This is a genomic window from Duganella levis (assembly GCF_009857605.1).
In the GTDB taxonomy this organism is placed as follows: Bacteria; Pseudomonadota; Gammaproteobacteria; order Burkholderiales; family Burkholderiaceae_D; genus Rugamonas; species Rugamonas levis.
Genome location: NZ_WWCT01000006.1, coordinates 163786 through 183909, shown reverse-complemented (window position 1 = coordinate 183909; position 20124 = coordinate 163786). Strand labels below are relative to the sequence as shown.

Genomic DNA, 20124 nt, shown 5'->3' with positions numbered 1-20124 from the left:
GCATCCTTTGATGGGGTAAGGTAAAGAATCGGCGCGACGCTGACCTTAGCGTGTGCGCCGCCGGGATGTCAATGGCATTTAGCTATCGCTGCCGAACCGCAGTTGGAAGCGCGTGGCCAGCGCTTGTAGCGCGTCGGTTTCCTGGCGCGGCAGGGCCAGTGCAATGTGCATGTCGGGGCGGACCAGGTAGGCGGCATCTTCCAGCAGGCCGGCGTGGGCGGCGGCCTCGGTCCATGGCCAGGCGTGCAGTGGCAGGTGCAGCGCCTGCGCGGCGGCGGCCAGTTGCGGCGTGGTTTGGCCGTAGACGTGCAGTTGCCAGTCCAGCGATTGCAGCGGCCGGAAGTTATCCGCCACCCACGGCAGCCGGTCGCCGCCGATGATGTCGCCGGCGCGGCCGCCGCTGAGCTGGCTGTCGGGATAGTGGATCATGATTTGCGACAGGGTCTTGAACAGCGTACGGCGGGCGGCGCCGAAGCCGCTCAGCACCGGAAATAGGTGCGGCAGCAGCCAGTGGCGCAGCAGCTGTCCGCCGGCGCCTTGCGACACCATCATCTGGAAGGCGCGGTCGGTAGTGGCGACCAGCTTGCGGGCAAAGACGATGCGTTCGCCCTCGTAGGTGTCCAGCAGCGCGGCGTCGGCGCGGTCTTGCAGCACGTGGGCCAGTTTCCAGGCCAGGTTGATGGCGTCGCCGATGCCGGTGTTCATGCCCTGGCCGCCGGCAGGGCTGTGGATGTGGGCCGCGTCGCCGGCGATGAAGCAGCGGCCGACGCGGAAGCGCGCGGCCACGCGGTGGTGCACGCGGTAGGTGGAGAACCAGTTGACCTGCTCCACGCTGATGCCCAGCAGCGGCTCCAACATCGGCCGTACCGCTTCAAAGTCGGAATCGGGCGGCGCATCGGGCGGCAGGATGCCGATCAGGCGCTGCATGCCGCGCGAGCGCACCGGCAGCATCAGCGCGAAGGTGTGGGCGGCCAGATGGGCCACCAGGTCATGGTTGGGCGGGCCGGCGGTGTGCACGTCCGCCACGTAGTACAGGTGTTCGTAGGTGCCGCCGGTGAAGGTCAGTTGGAGCGCATCGCGCACGCGGCTGCGGGCGCCGTCGCAGCCGCACAGATATGCGCTGCTGCAGGCGATGCGGTCGCCCTCATGCTGCAGCACCGCGCGCACGCCCCATTCGTCCTGCGTGAAGGATTCCAGCTCGGTGTTCCGTTCCACCTGCACGCCCTCGGCCTGCAACTGCGCCACCAGCAGGCGCTCGTGGTCATCCTGCGGGAAGGCCAGCACGAAGGGATAGGGACTGAGGCCGGCGCCGATGTCCTTGAGCGGCAGCTGGGCGATGTCCTGGCCATGTTCGCGCAGGTGGATGGCTTCGATCGGGATGCCCTGGTTGATCACCACATCGGCAAAGCCCAGCTGGCGGTAAAACTCCAGCGTGCGCGCATGCACGGCCATGGCGCGCGAGGCCTGACCGGGGCCGCTGTTGTGGTCAATGATGCGGACGACGACGCCCCGTCTTGCCAGCGCAATGGCAAGCACCAAGCCGGTCGGACCGGCGCCGACGATGAGCACCTGAGTAGCCATGCAGTGAGTTTAGCGCCACCATTTATCGCGGTGCGCGCAATTGAAGCTTGGCGTTTTTGGCAAGTATGTGATATGTTTATTTTTACTTAACTCTTATTCCTGGGCCGATGACCGATTTCACAACCCGCCGCGCGCTGATGCTGGCGCTGGCCAGCGCACCGTTGGCGCGTGCCGCCGACTTGCTGGATCAGGCGCCGACCACCGCGCCCGTGTCGCGTACAGGGTTGCTGGCGCGGCTGGAAAAGGAATCCGGCGGGCGGCTGGGCGTGGCGGCGTTTAACACGGCCGACGGCCGCCAGTTGCTGCATCGGGCCGACGAGCGCTTCCCGTTGTGCAGCACCTTCAAGATGATGCTGGCGGCGGCCGTGCTGGCGCGCGATCCGTCGCTGCTGGAGAAGCGCATCCGCTACGAGAAGAGCGACCTGGTGCCGCATTCGCCGGTTACCGGCAAGCGGGTGGCGGAGGGCATGACGGTGGAAGCGCTGTGCGAGGCCACGCTGCAGTACAGCGACAACACGGCGGCAAACCTGCTGATGAAGCAGATCGGCGGCCCGGCGGCGGTAACGGCCTACGCGCGCTCCATAGGCGACAGCGAATTCCGGCTGGACCGCTGGGAGACCGAACTCAATTCCGCGATTCCCGGCGATGTGCGCGACACCACCACCCCGCAGGCGATGGCGAAGTCGCTGCAAAAACTGGTGATGGGCGAGGCGCTGCCGCTGCATTGCCGACGCCAGCTGAAGGACTGGATGATCGGGAACACCACCGGCGCGACGCGCATCCGTGCTGGCGTGCCGGCCGGCTGGATCGTCGCCGACAAGACCGGCGCCGGCGACTACGGCACCGTCAACGACATCGCCGTGATCTGGCCGCCGGGCCGTCCGCCGATACTGCTGGCGGTCTACGTCACGCTGCCGGGCAAGGACGACAAGGCGAGGGTTGAGCTGCATGGCGAAGTGGCCAAGGTGGCGATCGAGGCGTTCCGGTGAGTACGTCCCCGCTCGGCTCCGGTGCCTTGGTTGACGCGGCCCTGCTGGCGCGTCGCGAAGGCCGCTATGACGAAGCGCTGCGGCTGCTGCTTGAATTATTCGCGCTGGCAGACAGCACGTATATCATCGTCGCTGTCGAATGGCCCCTGTTGATTGAACAGTATGCGCCAGCGCGCGAGGCGATGGTACGCGAGCGTGACGAACAAAGTCGTCGCTTGTTAGCGGGCGAGCTTACGTTCGGCGAGTCTGGCGACAGGCCGCGCGATCGCTTCTCGATTATCGATGACATGAACGAAGCGCTGAAGGATAGCCGTGCCACCTATGACTTGTTCCTGCAGCTGCTGAGTGCCCAACCGGAAGTATCGAAACGCATCGCCTGGCGGGCGCTGCCTGCCATCGTCGAAGCGCAGGACTACGCGCTGGCGGAGCGCTATGTCACAGATCCGTTGTCGTGGCTGGCGGAGCTCAACAGGCTGGCGGAGAAGCTGCCGCTGATGCCAGCCGGTGGCGCACCGCGCCTGGCCGCCGAACTGTCGAATTATGTCCGTGACCTGTCGCTATGCGAAGCGGTATCGCGCGGACTGGGACGCGTTGCCGAAGCCGATGCGCTGCGCGCCGCCGCCATCGACGGCATTACGGATTACGCCATGCGCGCAATGGCGCTACGTGAACTGGCCGAACCCGGTGCCATCTTCCGCGAATTTGACAAAGCCAGAGCGCGTCCTGACATGACCGACATCCGATACACCAGAGAAGAAGATTGGCAGGAACTTAAGCGGGTGAGACTGGCAGCCTTGCTGGATGCGCCGCAGGCCTTTGGCGTCAGCCACGCCAGCGCCGCAGCCTACACCGACGAAGCATGGCGTGACCGCGCGGCGGGGCGTGGCAAGGCGCGCTTCATCCTCGCATTCGATGGCCAAGAAGCCGTTGGCATCGTCGGCCATGTGCCCAACGACCAGCAGGAACTGGAGCTGATCGCCATGTGGGTAGCGCCATCGCATCGCGGCACGCCGATCGCCATGCAGTTGGTCGACGCGGTAAAAAGCCACGCCGCTGCGCAAGCGCACCAGCGTATCCTGCTCGACGTTGCACCGACCAACCAGCGCGCCGCAGCCTTTTATCAAAAACTCGGTTTCACCTTTTTGCCCGAATGGGAGCCGCTGGAAAGCCACCCGCATATCCAGCTTCAGAAAATGGAGTGGACTGTCCGCCCCGCCGACGAAACCGAAGTGCGCGCACTGGCGCAGCGTGGTGAATCGATGGATGGCCAATAGCGTGAGCAGGCGAACTTACTTTGGGCTCGGCTGGTATGTGTGCCTTACGGCGCTTGCGGCGGCGATGGGATTGTCGTTTGCCATGCATGCAATCAACGTCGTCCTCGTCATGGGCGCCGTTATGGGGGGCGGTGCATTGGCATTGCTGGTGTTTCGTATCAGGCCGAAGTTCGTAGGTATAGCCGTGGGATGCCTTGCCGTAGGTTGCTGGTCATTGCTGGCGCTTGGTTTCGGCGCGATGGCGCTCTTTGGCGAAAGTTCCCCTCTTGAGGTAACGCTCGATGATGGTCAGGTTTGCCGCGAGTCCGTATATGGATTTGCTGCAGGCGATTCGGGAGAGATACTGGAAATTTACAAACGCTACGTGTTCATTGATTACAGGCTGTATCATCAAGTCCATTCCGAGGTCTATCCCGATACCGCACCAGCTGTCCCGGAAAGACTGTTGAATGTGGTCCCTGAATGCCATGCCAGAATCAACAAAGCACGATCGGCGGGCGCGTAATGTTGTATGCAACTTAGTCAGTCAAGCCCTTGCCATCAAGGATGCGCTGAACGCTTTTTTCGATGCGCGAGATCCGCGTGGCCGCCTGCTTGGCCGAGGAAAAGTGCAGCAGGTAGGCCCGCTGACGCCCTGGCGTGAGGGCTTCGAAGGCAGTGCGCAGTGCGGGTAGTTCGTCCATCTTGTGCTCCAGCTCTTCGGGGAAGGAGAATTCGGCGGTCTGCTTCATCTCTACCTTGGCGCCGGATTTTTCCAGTGCGATGGCGTCCTTGATGTAGGTCTTGAGGGTCTTCTCCTGCCGCGTGATGTCGGCCAGCGTGGTGAAGCGGATCTGGCGCGCAGCCTGCACGTTTTCGGTTTGCTGGATCAGGATGTTTTTCGGATCCTTCATCAACGCGCCTTTGAAGAACAGCAGTGCGCAGTATTCCTTAAAGCCGTGTATTAGCACGACGTTGTGGCCGTCCAGCGTGAAGCAGGCCTGGCCCCACTTGACGGTTTCGTCCAGGCCGCAGGCGCTGACGATGGCGCGCAGCGCTTCAAACTCCGCTTGCCATTTGTCGGTGCTCATCGCGCGGCTTCCCATTCCAGGTGGACTACTTTGTAGCCTTTGTCTTTCAGGACTTTGAGCAGCGTGGGCAGGGCTTGGGCCGTCGGGCCGTTCGCATCGTGCATCAGGATGATGCCGCGGCCGGCTTTGTCCAGGCTTTCGGTCAGGCGTTGGGCGAGGATGGCGGTGGTGTCTTCCGGTATCCAGTCGTTGATGCCCATGTCGATCGAGGCGACGGTGATGTTGTCGCGCTTGAGCGCTTCCAGCAGCGTTGGCGTCTCTTCAAGGTAGGGGAAGCGGTAGGCCGGCGTCTCGACGCCGAAGGCGGCCTTGTAGGCGGCGCGACTCAGTTTCAGGTCGTCCAGCTGCTGTTCAGTGGTGAGTGACGCCAGGTGCGGGTGGGTGTTGCTGTGGATGCCGGCGGAGTGGCCTTCGCTCATCAGCCGGCGCGCCAGGTCTGGCTGCTGGACGATATGTTCGCCGATCAGGAAGAAGGTCGCTTTGGCGCATTGGTCGGCCAGCGCTTTGAGCACCAGCGGGGTGTTGTCGACGGACGGGCCGTCGTCGAAGGTCAGGACTACTTCGCCCTTTGCCAGCGGCAGCGCGGTGTGCTGCTGCGCGCCGTACTGGGCGCCTTCGCGCTTGAGCGTGATGGTGCGGGCGGTGTTGAGCTGGTCCGGGCCGCATTCGGCGGCGCTGGCGTGGACTGCGATGGCTGCGAGGATCAGGGCGATGAATCTCATGCGATTTTGTCTCCAATATGGATGTGGCCTGCCAGATTCGGGGCCGGCAGGATCAGCGATATGGTGGCGCCGGGGAGTTCGGCTTGCCATTCGCTGAGTTGTTGCGCATGACATTTTAGCGCGGCTTCGCGTTGTGTCCACGCTTGTGTGAAGGCGAGGGGGCGGTTGGTGGTGTTTTGCAGCGCTGCGGCGACGGCCGGGCCGAGGTAGTCGCGGGCGACGGCTCGCCAGTCGGGGATGTCCTCCACGCGCATGATGTCGGCGCCGATGGGCCCGTGAAGGTTGATGGCGGCCAGTGCGCAGCCGTCTTCGTGGCTGAAGGAGATACCGATGCGGCTTTCAACACCGGCTAGCAGAATGTGTGGCGGCGTGCCGGGTGCGGAGGCGATGGTGATGTCGGCAGCCGCCATGCGCAGCACGGCAGCCAGCGCCTCGCGCGCGGCCAGACGGATTTGCCGGCGCGCGGCGTCGCGTTGCGTCGCGTTGTTGGTGGCGACCAGGATTGCGAACAGGCCGTCCTGCGGCGTCGGTGTGGGGCCGGGCCAGCGTTGGACGGCCAGGCTTTTCATTTGCGCAGCGGAGCGGCCGGGCAGCCGGCCCAGTTGCCGTTGGCCGGAATGTTCTCGCCCTTCATCACCAGCGTCAGCGCGCCAAGGCGGGCGTTGTCGCCGACGGCGGCGCTGTACAGCACCGATGCGCGTGGCCCCATGTAGACGCGTTCTCCTATCACGACCTGATCGATCTTCATCACGCGATCCTCGAACAAGTGGGTCTGCGGGCAGGTCAGCGCATTGAGTTCACTATGATCGCCGATCTGCACGCAGTCGAATTCCGTGATGTCGGTGGTGTCCATGTAGACGCCTTTGCCGATGCGGCAGCCCAGCAGGTTGAAGGCAATCGGCAGCCACGGCGTGCCACGCAGGTAGCGCATGAAGTTCGGTACGGCGATGCCTTCATACAGATTGGTCACGCCTTCCGACAGCCACACAAACGGCGTCCACATCGGCTCCGATTGTTTGCGATAGCGCCCGATCAGCAGCCATTTCAGCAGCACCACAAATACGTAGTTCCCCACGCCGTAGGCCAGGCCCGCCAGCGCCAGATCCCAGGTCACCTCGCTCCAGCGGCCGGCGCCGGCGGCCGGCATCACCGCCAGCACCAGCGTGTAGCCGACCGCGATCACCAGCGCATGCGGCGCGACGATGCGGAACGCTTCAATTAGCCCGCGTCCCAGGCGGCGCATTGGCGATGGGTGGAAGGTCAGGTGCTCTGGATAACCGCTGGTCTGCTCGCGCGCCGGCAGGTTGATCGGCGGGGAGCCGAGCCAGGTGTCGCCATGCTTCATCTGCTCATTGTCCGGCGCCCGAGAATGAACGCCGATCAGCACATGCTCCGGCAGGATGGTGCCGTCCGGGATGTAGGCGCCGTTGCCGACGAAGCTGCGATTGGAGATCACGGTCGGCTTCATCACCATCCAGCCGCCATCGATTTCTTCGTCGCCCAGCATGACCGCATCGGCGATGAAGGTTTCGTCGCCCAGCGTCAGCATGTCCGGCACCACGCCCAGCGCGGTGGAGATTTCGGCGTCCTTGCCGACTTTGGCGCCGAGCAGGCGATACCAGTACGGCGCAAACACGGTGGCGTAAATCCCGTGCAGCACATTCAGGCTCGATTCCTGGATCTGGCTCACCAGCCATTTGGCGCAGTAGGTATTGCCGTGGATCGGGAACTGGCCGGGCTTGAGGCGCGGCAGCGCGCTCCAGCGGATGCCGGCCGAGATCAGCGCCGTCAGCACAATCAGCACCGTGCTGGCCGGGAAGGCGAGCAGGAAGTAGCGCAGCAGCTGGATGCGCATGTCGTCGCCCTGAATCCACGGCATCCAGCCCGCTTCGTCAAACCAATCGATCAGCACAAAGCTCGGGAACACCGGCATGAAGAACAGCGTGACGATGCCGAGGATGCCAATCACGAAGAACAGCGCTTCGGCAGCGCGGCGCGCGGCGGTGACCGGCAAGCGTGCCGGCAATCGCGTAGTGTCGAAGGCGCGCATGTCGCGGGCCGGCGAACCGGCCCAGACGCGGCCGGCCGGCACCACTCCGCCGTCGCTCAGCGCCGACTGGCCTTCCAGGTGGCCCAGCGCTTCCACGCGGGTATTGCCTTCCATGATGGCGTAGGAACTGACGCAGGCGTCTTGTTCCAGCGTGATCTGACCGAGGTGCAGCTGGCCGCGTTCGACGCGGGCGTTCTCGAAGTTGACCGCGTTGCCGATGCTGACCTGGTCGCCGATGTGCAGCAGGTCCGGCGCGCGCAGCGTGTAAGAGCCGATGATGACTTCCTTGCCGACTTTGGCGCCGAGCGCGCGCAGCCACCAGGCGTTGAGCGACGAGCCGCTGAGCAGGTAGGCCGGCGCGGCTTCCACCAGGCGGTCGGCCAGCCACCAGCGGTAGTAGGTCAGGCCCCACAGCGGATAGACGCCGGCTTTCAGGCGGCCGGCGATCAGCCATTTGCCGGCGATGGCGACGGCGAATTCGCCGATGGTCGCCAGCAGGAACACGCCGACCGAGGCGGCGATGGCGCGAGGCACCGAGTCGCCCGGGTCGCCGGTGAAGAAGTGGTAGGTAAAGAAGGGCGCCAGCCATTGCGCCATGCGCAGCGTGACCAGCGGCGGCATGGCGGCGGCTTGGGCGATGCCGCAGATCCAGCGTTTGATGGTGGACGGCGGTGTCCATGGCTGTTCTTCGGTGGTGCTGCCCGGCGCTTCTGCCAGCACTTCGGCGATCTTGCCGACCTGGCGCTGCTGGTAGATGTCGCGCACGGTAATGTGGGCGAAGCGCGGATCGGTGCGCAGCGCGGACGCCAGGCGGGCGGCGAAGAACGAGTGGCCGCCAAGGTCGGTGAAGAAGTCGGCCTGGCGCTGGATCGGCTGGCCGGGGAAGAGGGTGGCCAGTGCTTTGAACAGGGCTTCTTCGGCCGGCGTTTCGGGCAGGTCGGAGTCGGCGGCGCTGCCGGCTGGCGGGGCGCTGAGTGGTGTGGCTTTGAGCGTCTTGCGGTCGATTTTGCCGGAGGTCAGGCGCGGCATGGCGTCCAGCATTTCGTAGCGGCCGGGGACCATGTAGGGCGGCAGCTTCTCCGTCAAGGCGGCGCGCAGGACGCGGTTGTCCAGCGTGACGCCGGCGTCGGCGACCAGATAGGCCACCAGTTGGTCGATACCGTCGTCTTTGCGCAGCAGGACGGCGACGGTGCCGACGCCCGGTTGCTGGGCCAGCAAGGCTTCGATTTCGCCCAGTTCGACGCGGAAGCCGCGGATTTTGACCTGGTCGTCGGCGCGGCCAAGGCAGGTGACTTCTTCATCAGGGCCGATGCGGGCCAGGTCGCCGGTGCGGTACAGGCGCTCGTCGTGCGGGCCGGTCGACCACGGATTGGGCAGGAATTTTTCCGCCGTCAGGTCCGGGCGGCCAAGGTAGCCGGCGGCCAGGCCCGGGCCGGTGATGCACAATTCGCCGACTTCGCCGTAGGGCAGCAGGCGCAGGACCGGGCCTTGCGCAGGCGCCGCGTCGGGCGCGGGATCGGTGTTGGCATCGATGACCAGCAGGCCGTAGTTGGGCAGCGGGCGGCCGATGGTCACCGGGTAGCCCGGTTGTAATCGCGCCAGGCTGGCCGATACCGTGGCTTCGGTCGGGCCATAGGTGTTGAACATCTGCCGGCCTTCGCGCGACCAGCGCGTGACCAGCGATTCCGGACAGGCCTCGCCGCCGAGATTAATCAAGCGAAGACTCGGCACTTCCTGATTGAACAGCGCGAGCAGCGTCGGCACCGCGTGCAGCACCGTCACATGGTTTTGCTCCAGCATGCGTGGCAGCGTCTCCGGGTCGCCGCTGATTTCCTTGGGGCCGATCCACAATGTGGCGCCGACCAGATACGAAATCCAGATCTCTTCAAACGACATATCGAAGGCCACCGAAAAGCCCTGATACACCTTGTCTTCGGCCCGCACGCCCAGCACTTCATTCTCGCTGCGCAGGAAGTGGCAGATGCTGCGCTGGGTGATCAGAATGCCTTTCGGCTTGCCAGTCGAGCCGGAAGTGTAGATAACATACGCCGGCACATCCGGCGATACCGCGCCGCGCCGCGCCAGCACTTCGCCGGCGGCGGGAGCGGCCAACAGCGCTTCGGAGGTCCACACGGGACGGCCCGATGCCGCAAAATCGGCCAATGCGGCCAAACGCGGTGCAAAGGCGGCCGAGGTTAGTACGCCGGCGCCGTCTGCGTCGTCCAGGCAAACCTGCAAGCGCTCGACCGGCGTATCTTCATCCACTGGCAGCCAGGCCGCACCGGCCTTGGCGATGCCCGCTTGCAGCACCAGCAGCTCGATCCCGCGCGGCAGCCACAGACCGACGATCTGGCCCGGTTGCACGCCGGCCGCAATCAGCCGCGCCGCCACCAGATCCGCTTGCGCGTTCAGTTCACGATAACTCAGCTGGCGTTCGCCGAAAATCAGCGCGATCTGGTCGGGGGCGCGCGTGGCGCTGGCTTCCAGCAGGTCGGCGAGGATTTCCTCGCGCAGCAGACTTTCCTGCTGCGGGCCAAAAAGGACGTGCGGTGTTGCGGCTTGATTCATGCGGTGGCTTTTCTCCGTGTCAGGGCGTCATTGTACGGTACGCCAGATGGTTCCCATAGAGGGAGAATGCAAGTTCCGCTTACAGCCTTTACAATAGGAAATACAATACGAATACCCGCCAAAACTGAAGGAGCCGCATGACTACCACCCGTCCATTCATCGCCCCCATGCAGTTTGACGACGCCCAAGCTGCCTACGACCAGGTGCGGGCCATTTACGACGCCAACATCGCTTATCTGCGCGACGCCATGAAGCGCTTTGTGGCTGGCGAAAACGTCGGCGACCATGTGCGCGCCTGCTATCCGTTCGTTCGCGTACATACCGACACCGTGGCGCGCGCCGATTCGCGGCTGGCGTTCGGTTTTGTCGCCGGTCCCGGTACCTACGAAACCACGCTGACGCGGCCCGACCTGTTTGCACGCTACTACCTTCAACAATTCAAGCTGCTGCTGAAGAACCACGGCAGCCATCAGGTCAAGATCGAAGTGGGCGTCAGCGCGCAGCCGATTCCGATTCACTTTTCGTTCGCCGAGCATGAGCACATCGAAGGCAGCCTGACCGCCGAGCGCCGCCTGCTGATGCGCGATGTGTTCGACCTGCCGAACCTGGCCGCGATGGACGACGGTATCGCCAACGGCACCCACGAGCCGCCGATGGGCGAGGCGCAGCCGCTGTCGCTGTTCACCGCGCCGCGCGTCGACTATTCGCTGCAACGCCTGCGCCACTACACCGGCAGCTCGTGCGAGCACTTCCAGAAGTTCGTCCTGTTCACCAACTACCAGTTCTACATCGATGAATTCATCAAGCTGGGCCATGAATTGATGGTCAGCCCGGCCGGGGAGCCTGGCAACGACTACATCGCCTTCGTCGAACCGGGCAACCTGGTGATGCGGCGGGTGGGGCAGGCGGTGGAGCCGGGGGATGTGCATGGTTCGCCGCTGCCACGCCTGCCGCAGATGCCGGGCTATCACCTGATCCGCGCCGACGGCACCGGGATTTCGATGGTGAATATCGGCGTCGGCCCGGCCAACGCCAAGACCATCACCGACCATATCGCCGTGCTGCGGCCGCACGCCTGGCTGATGCTGGGCCACTGCGCCGGCCTGCGCAACACGCAGGAACTGGGCGATTACGTGCTGGCCCACGGATATGTGCGCGAAGATCACGTGCTGGATGAGGACCTGCCGCTGTGGGTGCCGATTCCGCCGCTGGCCGAGGTGCAGGTGGCGATTGAAGCCGCCGTGGCCGAAGTCACGCAACTGACCGGCCACGACCTGAAGCGCGTGATGCGCACCGGCACCGTCGCCAGTACCGACAACCGCAACTGGGAGTTGATGCCGCAGCGTACGCCCGAACGTCGATTCAGCCAGAGCAGGGCGATTGCGCTGGATATGGAAAGCGCAACCATTGCCGCCAACGGTTTCCGTTTCCGCGTTCCCTACGGCACCTTGTTGTGCGTGAGTGACAAGCCGATGCATGGCGAGATCAAATTGCCCGGCATGGCTAACCAATTCTATCGCGACCGGGTTGACCAGCACTTACGCATTGGCATTCGTGCAGTTGAACTTTTGCGGGCGCTTGGTGTGGATAAACTACACTCTCGCAAGTTACGCAGCTTTACCGAAGTCGCGTTCCAATAGCCGCAAGCCCGGTCCAGGCCTGCTTTCAGCGGGCTTGATACTTTTTTCGGTATCAAAAACCCGAAAAAATTGATTGGTTAGTTTTTTCTCCAGCCCATAAGATTTGTTCAATCAGCGCTGCCCCTGAGCAGCTCTGTATAAAAACAGACAATACTGGAGACTTATGAAACACACAGTAACCGGGACTTCGATGTCCCAGGCAACCCATCGTCTCGTCCTCAAATCCAGCGTCGCAGTGCTGGCCGCCGCCGGCCTGTTGAGCGCCTTCCCAGTAGTAGCACAAGAGACCACCCCGGCCAGCGACGCCGCGCAACCAGCGCCCGAAGCCACCGTGACAGTCACCGGCGTGCGCCGCGCTGCGCAAACCGCGCAAAAGATCAAAAAGGATGCCGATAACGTTATCGATTCGATTGTTGCTGACGATATCGGTAAGTTTCCAGATACCAACGTCGCGGAGACCTTGGCCCGCGTCACCGGCGTGCAGGTGCGCCGCGACGGTGGTGAAGCCAACACCGTGCTGATCCGTGGCCTGCCGGGCATCGCCACGCTGCTGAACGGCCGCGAGCTGTTCACCACCACCGGCCGCTACATCCAGCTGGCCGACATTCCATCGACCATGCTGCAACGCGTGGACGTGTACAAGTCGCAGTCGGCCGACCTGCCGGAAGGCGGCATCGCCGGCGTGATCGACGTGCGCACCAACCGTCCGTTCGACTTCAAGGGCTTTACCGCCTCAGTCAATGGTGGCGCCACCAACAACTCGCAAGCCAAGCGTACCGATCCGAACGTCAGCGGCCTGATCTCCAACCGCTGGAAGACCGATTTCGGCGAAATCGGCGCGCTGTTCGGTGTTTCGTATGTGCGCAACCATTACTCGGAAGAGCGCGCTTTCAACACCAAACCGATCGACAAGAGCTGGCTGCTCCCGAACCTGACCGGTCCTGACCTGATGGGCCTGCAAGCCATCGGCGGCGACCGTCGCCGCACCGCGGGCAATTATGCGCTGCAATGGAAGCCGAACCAGGATCTGGAAGTGTACGCCGAAGGCCTGGCTACCCATTACCTGGACAACTATGAAACCGACTACCTGGTGGCGCTGCCATGGTGGGGGTCTGGCGACACCATGTCCGGCACCAAGATTCCTGGCTCGAACCAGCTGCAAACGCTGACGTCCAAAAACGTCAACACCATCATGTCGACCCAGGCCAACCGCAAGGACAACGTGACCCAGCAGCACGCCGTTGGCGCCCGCTGGAACGCTGCGCCGGGCCTGCGCCTGAGCACCGAGCTGGCACGCACGCTGTCCGACTTCGACTGGCAGAATCCGATCCTCGATACGCTGACCACCATGCCGACTTCGGTGGTGACCACCAATGCCGGCGGTGGCGCGAATATCTCGTATGGTGGCCAGGACATCACCAGCCCGGCCAACTACCGCATCGACCAGCTGTTCGACCGTTATGGCCATGACCACGGTTCGTCGACCGACTGGCGTGCCGACGGCACCTACACCATGGCGGACGAAGGGCTGTTCAAGGACTTCGGCTTCGGCGTGCGCGCCGCCAAGCGCACCGCAGCGTCGATCAAGTCTTTTGAAGGTACCTCGGTGGCGCCGGATGGCGTGCCTGTCACCAGCCTGCCAGGCCTGAACTGCACCGCCAGCATGCAGAATAACTGGGGCAGCACCGCCTGGTACACGCCATGCGCGAGCTACCTGCTGAACAACACCGGCGCGGTGCGCCAGGCCGTCACCGGCAGCTCGGCCGGCAGGGCGATGGACCCCGGTTCCTATTTCGCCGACGAAGAAAAGAACTACGCCTTCTACGGCAAGGCGCACATCGGCTGGGAAACCGCCGGCATTCCAATCGATGGTGTGCTCGGCATGCGCGTCACCAAGACCGACTCGGACCTCCTGGGTAACTCGCTGGTGGGCACCACCTACGTGCCGACCTCGAAGACGTCGAGCGACACCGCCTATCTGCCTAGCGCCAACTTCAAGGCATCGCTGCGTCAGGACGTGATCGCCCGTTTCTCGGTATCGAAGACGCTGACCCGCCCGGACTTCGCCCAGCTCAATCCTGGCACCGCCTATATCAACGCCAACGGCACCACCAACCTGGCGACGGCGTCGGGCGGCAATCCTGACTTGAAGCCGTTCACCGCGCGTAACTACGACGGTTCGCTGGAGTGGTATTTCTCGTCCACCGGCATGGCCAGCGCGGCACTGTTCCGCCACGAGTTCAAAGGCTACATCCAGACCAAGGTCATCAAAGAGACCTTCAATGGCGCGACCTACGACACGACCCGTCCATTCAATACGGATGACGGCTACCTGCAAGGCGCCGAACTCGCTTACCGTACGTTCTTCGACAAGCTGCCAGGCTTGTGGAGCGGCTTCGGCGTGGAGGCGAATGCCACCTACACCGAAGGCCAGACCAGCACCTCCAGCGATCCAAACCTGAGCGACAAGCCGTTCGCCGGCATGTCGAAATGGTCGTACAACGTGGTGGGCCTGTATGAGAAGTATGGCGTGTCGGCCCGCCTGGCGTACAACTGGCGTTCGAAGTTTGTGCAGCTCTACAACGACGGTGGTCCAGGCCTGGACCTGATTGCATCGCCGATGTCGTCGCTGGATGGTTCGCTGGGCTACAAGATCAACGAGAATACGTCGATCACGCTGACCGGCTCCAATCTGCTGAACTTCAAATACACCGACTACTGGAGCAACAAGGCGCTGTACCCACGCGACACCCGTCGTTATGATCGTTCGGTTGGCGTATTCCTGAACTGGAAGATCTAAACAAATAGCTGTTATGTCGGCCGCGTCCCCGCCTGAGCGAGGGCGCGGCCTCGCACTTTGAGGTAATCAATATGTCGAATCAAAAAATGTCGGTGCTGGAGAAGGTCGGTTTCGGTTCGGGCGACATGGCGCTGAATGTGGTGATCTCGTCGATGATGTTGATGATCACCTTCTTCTACACCGACGTCTATGGCCTGAAGACCACCGACCTGGCTTTGCTGTTCGTGCTGGTGAAGATCATCGGCGCCTGCAGCGATCTGGTGATGGGCCAGATTACCGATGCGGTCATGACGCGCTGGGGACGTTACCGTCCGTGGCTGCTGTTCCTCGCCGTGCCGTATGGCCTGAGCGTGTTCTTCGTCTTCACCACCCCTGACTGGGGCTACAGCGCAAAACTGGTATGGGCTTATTCGACCTATATCATCATGACCGTGATGACTTCCGGCGTGGGCGTCTCGTATATCTCCCTGCCCAGCACCTTGTCCAACGACCCGCAGCAGGTGCTGTCGGCCAATGGCTACCGCCTGTTCCTGGCCAAGGTCGGCGCCTTCATGGTGACCGTGGTGGTGCCGGTGCTGTCCGAGCGCTGGGGCGCCGGCAATGCGGCGGTCGGCTATCAGGCCGCGATGGCGCTGATGGCGGCGATGGGCGTGGCATTGTTCCTGTTCTGCTTCTTCACCACCACCGAGCGCGTGGTGCACAAGGTGCAGCGCCAACCGCTGGGCGACCAGATCAAGGTCTTGATGCAGAACGACCAGTGGCTGATCCTGTGCGCCGTGTGCGTGGTCGGCACCATCGGCTACGTGGTGCGCGGCTCGGTGGCCATCTATTACGCCAAGTATTACCTCGGCGCGAATACGGAAACTGTGTCGGCCTTCCTGTCGACCGGCGTGGCGGCCGCTATCCTGTCGATGGTCGCCTCGACCTGGATTACCAAGTTCTATTGCAAGGTCAAGCTGTTCCGCTGGACCCAGATTGCGGTGGGCGTCATCAGCGTCGTGATGTACTTTGCGGTCAAGCCGGGCGACACGGTGCTGGCCTTTGCCTTGTATTTCCTGCTGTCGTTCGTGGTGGACCTGCACGCGCCGGTGTTCTGGTCGGCGATCGCCGAGACCATCGACTACGGCATGGTCAAGACCGGCCAGCGCGTCTCCGGTTTCGCCTTCGGCGGCATCTCTGTGTGCCAGAAGGCCGGCATGGGCATCGCCGGCGCGCTGGTGGGCGTGCTGCTGACGTACTTTCAGTATCATCCCAACCAGGAGCAGAGCGCCTTTGCCATGCACGGCATTGTGCTGATGCTGACGGTGATTCCTGGCTTCTTCCACACCGTCATGGGCCTGCTGATGTTCCGGTATCGTCTCACCGATGCCCGCTACGGCGAGGTCAAGGCGCAACTGGGCGCCAAGGATTATGTGGCAGTTTAATTTTTTGGAAAACGACATGGACAACGTTCTTACCCCATTGATCGAGCAGCGCGCCGATCCGCATATCTACCGCCATACCGATGGCTATTACTACTTCACCGCCTCGGTGCCGCAGTACGACCGCATTGAGCTGCGCCGCGCGACAACCATCGCCGGCCTGGTGGATGCCGAAAAGGTCGACGTCTGGCACAAGCCGGACACCGGCGCGTACAGCGAACTGGTTTGGGCGCCTGAACTGCACTTCAATGACGGCGCCTGGTACGTCTACTTCGCCGCCGCGCCGAGTCGCGAGATCAAGTACAAGCTGTTCCAGCACCGCATGTACGCGATCCGTAACACCAACGCCAATCCGCTGGAGGGCGAGTGGGAGTTCATGGGCCAGATCGATACCGGCATCGACACCTTTTGCCTGGACGCCACCACCTTCACCCACAAGGGGCAGCTGTACTACGTGTGGGCGCAGAAGGACGTCGCCATCGAAGGCAATTCCAACATCTACATCGCGCCGATGAAGACCCCGTGGCAGCTGGGCGGTCCGCCGGTCATGCTGAGCAAGCCGGAATTCGACTGGGAGATCCGCGGCTTCTGGGTCAACGAAGGTCCGTCGATCCTGAAAAAGAACGGCAAGATCTTCATCAGCTATTCGGCCAGCGCCACCGATGAAAACTACGCCATGGGCCTGTTGTGGGCGGACGAAAACGCCGATGTGCTGGACCCGGCGGCATGGACCAAGGTCAAGGAGCCGGTGCTGCAAACCGACTTTGAACACAAGGTCTACGGCCCTGGCCACAACAGTTTTACCGTGGCGGATGATGGCGAAACGGTGATGTTGGTTTATCATGCTCGTACCTACACCGAAATTATCGGCGACCCGCTGTGGAACCCGGACCGTCACACGTTCGTCAAACCATTGAAATGGGACGAGCAGGGGATGCCAGTATTCGGGAAACCGTCGATCGCCTAAGTCCGCGAACGCACCATATTCCGGCGGCCGAACAGGGAAACCTCTCGGCCGCCTTGTCATTAGAGAGCCAAGATGCAAGCTACCATCACAGAATCCCCATTCGGCACGTTGCCGGATGGCCGCGAAGCCACGCTGTACACGCTGACCAACGCCAACGGCATGGTCGCCAAGATCAGTAACCTGGGCGGCGTGATCGCCGAACTGCACGTGCCGGACCGCGACGGCCTGCTGGCCGATGTCTGCCACGGCTACGACAACGTCGCTGCGTACACGGGGCAGTCGAATTACTTCGGCGCGCTGATTGGCCGTTACGGCAACCGCATCGCCAACGGCCGTTTCACGCTGGACGGCGTCGACTATCAGCTGGACCTGAACGATGGCGCCAACCATCTGCACGGCGGAACCAATGGTTTTCACCGCCAGTTGTGGGACGCCGAAACCTTCAACACGCCGAAATCGGCGGGCCTGATCCTGTCTTACGTCAGCCCGGACGGCGACCAGGGCTACCCTGGCAGCGTTGAAGTCACCGCCATTTATGAACTGCGCAACGATAACGAGTTACGCATCGCCTTCCACGCGGTGGCCGACAAAGCCACGCCGATCAACCTGACCAATCACGCGTATTTCAACCTGGCCGGCCAGGGCGACATCCTCGGTCACGAGTTGACCATCGTCGCCGACGCGTACACGGAAGTGGGCAAAGGTTTGATCCCAGTTGGCGCCCCGGCATCGGTGCAAGGCACGCCGTTCGACTTCCGCGTACCGCACACGATCGGCGAACGGATCGGCCAAAAAGACGCGCAGCTGGACTTCGGCTCGGGCTACGACCATAACTTCGTCTTGAATAAATCGGCGGAAAAAGCGCTGGAAGTGGCGGCCCGCGTGGTCGACCCGGTGTCCGGCCGCGTGCTGGAAGTGCTGTCGCAGGAGCCGGGTATCCAGTTCTATAGTGGCAACTTCCTCGACGACAGCATCAGTGGAAAAGGGCGTATCTACGGCTATCGCAGCGGCTTCTGCCTCGAACCGCAGCACTTCCCGGATTCGCCGAATCGCCCCGACTTCCCGTCGACCATCCTGCGGCCGAACGAGGAGTATTCCACGGTGATGGCCTACCGCTTCAGCGTGGCCTGACCCATATCGATTTCGATATCGAAGTCGATAAACAATTTATTGGAAAGTTATCTCAGTACATCTTAGTATGCCCTATCGATGCGGGGGCATGACATTCACGTCCCCGCACAGGAAAATACTGAGGAGAATTGCATGTCTGAGAATGACAAAAAGGTGAAGCTGCGCTCCGCCGAGTGGTTTGGTACCCAAGACAAAAACGGTTTCATGTACCGTAGCTGGATGAAAAATCAGGGCATTCCTGATCACGAATTCGAAGGCAAGCCGATTATCGGCATCTGCAATACCTGGTCTGAACTAACACCCTGCAACGCCCATTTCCGCAAACTGGCGGAACACGTCAAGCGCGGCATCTACGAAGCCGGCGGCTTCCCGGTTGAATTCCCAGTGTTCTCCAACGGCGAATCGAACCTGCGTCCTACCGCCATGCTGACCCGTAACCTGGCGTCGATGGACGTGGAAGAATCGATCCGCGGCAATCCGATGGACGGCGTGGTACTGCTGGTCGGTTGCGACAAGACCACCCCGGCGCTGCTGATGGGCGCTGCTTCGGTTGATATCCCGACCATCGTAGTTACCGGCGGCCCTATGCTGAACGGCAAACTGAACGGTAAAAATATCGGCTCCGGCACTGCTGTATGGCAGCTGCATGAGCAAGTGAAAGCTGGTGAAATCTCTATGCACGAATTCATTGGCGCAGAAGCGGGCCACTCGCGCTCCGCCGGCACCTGCAATACCATGGGCACCGCATCGACCATGGCCTGCATGGCTGAATCGCTGGGCACCTCGCTGCCGCACAACGCCGCTATCCCTGCAGTGGATGCGCGCCGCTACGTGCTGGCCCACATGTCGGGCATTCGCATCGTCGAGATGGTGAAGCAGGACCTGAAGCTGTCGAAGATCCTGACCAAAGAGAATTTTGAAAACGCGATCCGCGTCAACGCCGCCATCGGCGGTTCGACCAACGCGGTGATCCACCTGAAAGCCATCGCTGGCCGTATCGGTGTCGATCTGGAACTGGAAGACTGGACCCGTGTGGGCCGCGGCACGCCGACCATCGTCGACCTGCTGCCATCGGGCCGCTTCCTGATGGAAGAGTTCTACTATGCAGGCGGCCTGCCTGGCGTAATCCGCCGCATGGGCGACGGTAACATTCTGCCGCACCCGAACGCGCTGACCGTCAACGGCAAGACCATCTGGGAAAATTGCGTCGATGCGCCAATCTACGATGAAGAAGTAATCCGCACGCTGGATAACCCGATCCGCAAGGACGGCGGCATCTGCATCTTGCGCGGCAACCTGGCGCCACGCGGCGCGGTGCTGAAGCCATCGGCTGCTACCCCTGAACTGATGCAGCATCGCGGCAAGGCCGTGGTGTTTGAAGATTTCGAGCACTATAAATCGCGCATCATGGATCCGGACCTGGACGTCGATAAGGACTCGGTGCTGGTGATGAAGAACTGCGGCCCGAAAGGTTATCCGGGCATGGCGGAAGTGGGCAATATGGGCCTGCCGCCCAAGCTGCTGGCGGCTGGCGTAAAGGACATGGTGCGGATTTCGGATGCGCGCATGTCGGGCACCGCTTACGGCACCGTGGTGCTGCACGTGGCGCCGGAAGCCATGGCCGGCGGCCCGCTGGGCATCGTCAAGGATGGCGACTACATCACGCTGGACTGCGCCGGCGGCTTGCTGAACCTGGAGATTTCGGACGAAGAGATGGCGGCACGCCAGGCGGTCCGCGTGCAGGGCAGCGCGCCTGGTCCCAAGACCGGCTACCAGCAGTTGTACATCGAGCACGTGCTGCAAGCCGACGAAGGCTGCGACTTCGACTTCCTGGTCGGTAACCGCGGCTCCGCGGTACCGCGCCACTCGCACTAAATAACACTTTGTCGCGCCCTCTACGGAGGGCGTGAT

The 20124-nt window shown here is 62.7% G+C and carries 14 protein-coding genes; 9 read left to right on the top strand and 5 right to left on the bottom strand.

Annotation, left to right across the window (positions count from 1 at the left end):
• Nucleotides 1–78 precede the first annotated feature (78 nt).
• Nucleotides 79–1581 (bottom strand): FAD-dependent monooxygenase, encoded by a 1503-nt coding sequence (locus GTP69_RS10360; RefSeq protein WP_161054813.1) that lies wholly within the window; start codon nucleotides 1579–1581, stop codon nucleotides 79–81.
• A 107-nt stretch (nucleotides 1582–1688) separates the two neighbouring features.
• On the opposite strand from GTP69_RS10360, the gene bla reads away from it, so the two are divergent.
• Genes bla through GTP69_RS10345 form a run of 3 tightly spaced genes read left to right on the top strand, consistent with a single transcriptional unit; the run spans nucleotide 1689 to nucleotide 4349 of the window.
• Nucleotides 1689–2570: a class A beta-lactamase gene (gene bla / locus GTP69_RS10355; RefSeq protein WP_161054812.1), complete on the top strand. Its 882-nt coding sequence runs from the start codon at nucleotides 1689–1691 to the stop codon at nucleotides 2568–2570.
• Nucleotides 2567–3844 (top strand): GNAT family N-acetyltransferase, encoded by a 1278-nt coding sequence (locus GTP69_RS31710; RefSeq protein ID WP_371867887.1) that lies wholly within the window; start codon nucleotides 2567–2569, stop codon nucleotides 3842–3844. Before bla ends, GTP69_RS31710 begins: the two co-directional genes overlap by 4 nt.
• Nucleotides 3834–4349: a hypothetical protein gene (locus tag GTP69_RS10345; RefSeq protein ID WP_161054811.1), complete on the top strand. Its 516-nt coding sequence runs from the start codon at nucleotides 3834–3836 to the stop codon at nucleotides 4347–4349. Before GTP69_RS31710 ends, GTP69_RS10345 begins: the two co-directional genes overlap by 11 nt.
• A gap of 13 nt (nucleotides 4350–4362) precedes the next feature.
• On the opposite strand, the gene GTP69_RS10340 is transcribed toward GTP69_RS10345, so the two are convergent.
• From GTP69_RS10340 to GTP69_RS10325, 4 genes are read right to left on the bottom strand one after another with little or no spacing between them, the layout of a single operon-like run.
• A complete protein-coding gene (locus GTP69_RS10340) occupies nucleotides 4363–4914 on the bottom strand; it encodes a YdeI/OmpD-associated family protein (protein WP_229260884.1) in 552 nt (183 codons plus the stop codon).
• Nucleotides 4911–5636 (bottom strand): polysaccharide deacetylase family protein, encoded by a 726-nt coding sequence (locus tag GTP69_RS10335; RefSeq protein WP_161054809.1) that lies wholly within the window; start codon nucleotides 5634–5636, stop codon nucleotides 4911–4913. The genes GTP69_RS10340 and GTP69_RS10335 overlap by 4 nt, the downstream gene beginning before the upstream one ends.
• Entirely contained in the window at nucleotides 5633–6205 is a 573-nt protein-coding gene (locus GTP69_RS10330) for a 4'-phosphopantetheinyl transferase family protein (protein WP_161054808.1), read from the bottom strand. The genes GTP69_RS10335 and GTP69_RS10330 overlap by 4 nt, the downstream gene beginning before the upstream one ends.
• Nucleotides 6202–10254 (bottom strand): Pls/PosA family non-ribosomal peptide synthetase, encoded by a 4053-nt coding sequence (locus tag GTP69_RS10325; RefSeq protein ID WP_161054807.1) that lies wholly within the window; start codon nucleotides 10252–10254, stop codon nucleotides 6202–6204. Before GTP69_RS10325 ends, GTP69_RS10330 begins: the two co-directional genes overlap by 4 nt.
• 137 nt (nucleotides 10255–10391) lie before the next feature.
• On the opposite strand from GTP69_RS10325, the gene GTP69_RS10320 reads away from it, so the two are divergent.
• The 6 genes from GTP69_RS10320 (at nucleotide 10392) to GTP69_RS10295 (ending at nucleotide 20088) form a co-directional block, all read left to right on the top strand.
• Entirely contained in the window at nucleotides 10392–11894 is a 1503-nt protein-coding gene (locus tag GTP69_RS10320) for an AMP nucleosidase (RefSeq protein WP_161054806.1), read from the top strand.
• A gap of 163 nt (nucleotides 11895–12057) precedes the next feature.
• A complete protein-coding gene (locus GTP69_RS10315) occupies nucleotides 12058–14694 on the top strand; it encodes a TonB-dependent receptor (RefSeq protein ID WP_161054805.1) in 2637 nt (878 codons plus the stop codon).
• A 71-nt stretch (nucleotides 14695–14765) separates the two neighbouring features.
• Complete coding sequence (locus GTP69_RS10310) at nucleotides 14766–16118, top strand: MFS transporter (protein ID WP_161054804.1); 1353 nt, start codon at nucleotides 14766–14768, stop codon at nucleotides 16116–16118.
• A gap of 16 nt (nucleotides 16119–16134) precedes the next feature.
• Nucleotides 16135–17082: a glycoside hydrolase family 43 protein gene (locus GTP69_RS10305; RefSeq protein ID WP_161054803.1), complete on the top strand. Its 948-nt coding sequence runs from the start codon at nucleotides 16135–16137 to the stop codon at nucleotides 17080–17082.
• Nucleotides 17083–17154: 72 nt separating this feature from the next.
• Complete coding sequence (locus GTP69_RS10300) at nucleotides 17155–18213, top strand: aldose epimerase family protein (RefSeq protein WP_161054802.1); 1059 nt, start codon at nucleotides 17155–17157, stop codon at nucleotides 18211–18213.
• Between the two features lie 132 nt (nucleotides 18214–18345).
• Nucleotides 18346–20088, top strand: coding sequence for an IlvD/Edd family dehydratase (locus GTP69_RS10295; protein ID WP_161054801.1), 1743 nt, complete (start codon nucleotides 18346–18348; stop codon nucleotides 20086–20088).
• Nucleotides 20089–20124 lie beyond the last annotated feature (36 nt).

What these genes read in the sequence shown, in the direction of transcription:
- GTP69_RS10360 (WP_161054813.1), bottom strand. Translation starts at nt 1,581, where the DNA reads ATGGCTACTCAGGTGCTCATCGTCGGCGCCGGTCCGACCGGCTTGGTG.
- bla (WP_161054812.1), top strand. Translation starts at nt 1,689, where the DNA reads ATGACCGATTTCACAACCCGCCGCGCGCTGATGCTGGCGCTGGCCAGC.
- GTP69_RS10345 (WP_161054811.1), top strand. Translation starts at nt 3,834, where the DNA reads ATGGCCAATAGCGTGAGCAGGCGAACTTACTTTGGGCTCGGCTGGTAT.
- GTP69_RS10340 (WP_229260884.1), bottom strand. Translation starts at nt 4,914, where the DNA reads ATGAGCACCGACAAATGGCAAGCGGAGTTTGAAGCGCTGCGCGCCATC.
- GTP69_RS10335 (WP_161054809.1), bottom strand. Translation starts at nt 5,636, where the DNA reads ATGAGATTCATCGCCCTGATCCTCGCAGCCATCGCAGTCCACGCCAGC.
- GTP69_RS10330 (WP_161054808.1), bottom strand. Translation starts at nt 6,205, where the DNA reads ATGAAAAGCCTGGCCGTCCAACGCTGGCCCGGCCCCACACCGACGCCG.
- GTP69_RS10325 (WP_161054807.1), bottom strand. Translation starts at nt 10,254, where the DNA reads ATGAATCAAGCCGCAACACCGCACGTCCTTTTTGGCCCGCAGCAGGAA.
- GTP69_RS10320 (WP_161054806.1), top strand. Translation starts at nt 10,392, where the DNA reads ATGACTACCACCCGTCCATTCATCGCCCCCATGCAGTTTGACGACGCC.
- GTP69_RS10315 (WP_161054805.1), top strand. Translation starts at nt 12,058, where the DNA reads ATGAAACACACAGTAACCGGGACTTCGATGTCCCAGGCAACCCATCGT.
- GTP69_RS10310 (WP_161054804.1), top strand. Translation starts at nt 14,766, where the DNA reads ATGTCGAATCAAAAAATGTCGGTGCTGGAGAAGGTCGGTTTCGGTTCG.
- GTP69_RS10305 (WP_161054803.1), top strand. Translation starts at nt 16,135, where the DNA reads ATGGACAACGTTCTTACCCCATTGATCGAGCAGCGCGCCGATCCGCAT.
- GTP69_RS10300 (WP_161054802.1), top strand. Translation starts at nt 17,155, where the DNA reads ATGCAAGCTACCATCACAGAATCCCCATTCGGCACGTTGCCGGATGGC.
- GTP69_RS10295 (WP_161054801.1), top strand. Translation starts at nt 18,346, where the DNA reads ATGTCTGAGAATGACAAAAAGGTGAAGCTGCGCTCCGCCGAGTGGTTT.